Annotated in this window: 3 protein-coding genes; all 3 read left to right on the forward strand. The window is 70.8% G+C overall.

Annotated elements, in window-relative coordinates; all coding sequences use genetic code 11:
* Positions 1 to 820 (forward strand): serine/threonine-protein kinase (locus VFM98_RS13850; protein WP_325110499.1); only part of this gene is annotated, 820 nt, incomplete at its 5' end.
* Positions 817 to 1,728: a PP2C family serine/threonine-protein phosphatase gene (locus VFM98_RS13855; RefSeq protein WP_325110500.1), complete on the forward strand. Its 912-nt coding sequence runs from the start codon at positions 817 to 819 to the stop codon at positions 1,726 to 1,728. The genes VFM98_RS13850 and VFM98_RS13855, both read left to right, overlap by 4 nt.
* Positions 1,725 to 2,135 (forward strand): ribonuclease PH (gene rph, locus VFM98_RS13860; RefSeq protein WP_325110501.1); only part of this gene is annotated, 411 nt, incomplete at its 3' end. The genes VFM98_RS13855 and rph, both read left to right, overlap by 4 nt.

Below are 2,135 nucleotides of genomic sequence, written 5' to 3' on the forward strand. Positions count from 1 at the left end.
CTTCGTCTACCTGGCCCACGACGAGAACGAGACGCCGGTGGCGATCAAGGAGTACCGCATCGCCGAGGACGACCCGGTCAAGTTCAACCACGGCATGCGCTGCTTCTTCGAGGAGGGCCGCGCGCTGGCGCGCATGTCGCACCCCAACGTGGTGCGCGTGCTGAACTTCTTCCGCGCCAACGACACGGTCTATCTCGTGATGCGCTACGAGCGCGGCCGGTCGCTCGCCGAGCACGTGCGCCAGCGGCGCGGCGCGCTGGACGAGGCATGGCTGCGCGGCACCTTCGCCGACCTGCTGAACGGCTTGCGCGAGGTGCACTCGAACAAGCTGATGCACCTGGACATCAAGCCGGCCAACGTCTACATCCGCAACGACGGCACGCCGCTGCTGATCGATTTCGGCGCGGCGCGCCAGACGCTGTCGGGCGAGGGCGTGCAGCTGCCGCCGACGTACACGCCGGGCTTCGCTTCGCCGGAGCAGCATACCCACCGCCAGCTGCTCGGCCCGTGGAGCGACGTCTACTCCGTGGGCGCGACGATGTACGCCTGCCTCGCCGGCGCCTCGCCGCAGCCCGCCGACCAGCGCCTGGAGAACGACACGCTGGTGCCGGCGCGGCGCGCATGGTCCGGCAAGTACTCGGGCGACCTGCTGGACATCATCGACTGGTGCATGCGCCTGGACCACCTCGAGCGGCCGCAGAGCGTGTTCGCCCTGCAGAAGACGCTGCTCGGCGAGAAGGCGCCCGAGTACCACGGCAAGCCCACCATGCTGCACGGCATCCGGGATGCGGTGCTGCGCTTCACGGGGACATTCTTTTGAACTGCGTCCTCGTCCACGAGACGCGCATCGGCGCGCGCAAGTCGAATCAGGACCGCCTCGGGTTCTGGCGCACCGGCCAGTCGCTGCTCATGGTGGTGGCCGACGGCCTGGGCGGGCACCTGCACGGCGAGATCGCGGCGCAGGTCGCGGTGCAGTACTTCGCCGCCGCCTTCCAGCGCGAGGCGCGGCCGCTGCTGGCGGCGCCGGAAGTCTTCCTCGCCAAGAGCATGAACGGCGCGCATGCCGCGATCCTGCGCGAGGCGCAGCGGCTGCAGCTCGCCGATACGCCGCGCACCGTGATCGTCGCCTGCGTGGTGCAGGAAGGCCACGCCTACTGGACGCACGTCGGCGACTGCCGGCTCTATGTCGTGCGCCGCGGCAGCATCCTGCAGCGCACCCGCGACCACACCGTGGTGCAGCAGCTGCTGGACGCCGGCCGCATTCGCGAGGAGGCGGTCACGACGCACCCCGACCGCAACCGGCTGCTGCAGTGCCTGGGCAGCCTGCAGGCGCCCAAGCCGGACATGGTGGAGCGGCTGCGCCTGAAGCGCGACGACCTGATCCTGCTGTGCTCCGACGGGCTGTGGGGTCCGCTGACGCAGCGCCAGCTGCTGCACGCGCTGGTGACGCGCGCGCTCGAGCAGGCGGTCCCGGAGCTCGCCGACCTCGCCGAGGTGCGCGCCGGCCCGCAGTGCGATAATGTCACCGTGCTCGCCATGGCCTGGGGAGAAGACGAGATGCTCCCGGCCGACGAGCCGCCGACCATACCCGCCCAGGAGCTCCCCACCGACGTGCAGGACTTCACCGCCACCGATCCGGATTTTTTGCGCATGTCCGACGAGGACATCGAGAAGGCGATCGCCGAGCTCAAGGCCGCGCTGCGCAAGACGCCGCCGCAGCAGCGATGAGCGCGGGCGCGAGGCCCAGCGGCCGGGCGCCGGACGAGCTGCGCCGCGTGCGCATCGAGCGCCAGTTCACCCGCCACGCCGAAGGCTCGGTGCTGGTGGAGTTCGGCGATACGCGCGTGCTGTGCACCGCGAGCGTCGAGGAGCGCGTGCCGCCCTTTCTCAGGGACACCGGGCGCGGCTGGGTCACCGCCGAATACGGCATGCTGCCGCGCTCGACGCATACCCGCACCGATCGCGAGGCATCGCGCGGCAGACAGAGCGGGCGCACGCAGGAAATCCAGCGCCTGATCGGGCGCTCGCTCCGCGCCGTCCTGGACGGCGCCTCGCTCGGAGGGAGAACCATTCATGTGGACTGCGACGTATTGCAGGCCGACGGCGGCACGCGCACCGCGGCGATCACCGGCGCC

It is taken from the genome of Ramlibacter sp. (assembly GCF_035706265.1).
Classification (GTDB): Bacteria; Pseudomonadota; Gammaproteobacteria; order Burkholderiales; family Burkholderiaceae_C; genus Ramlibacter.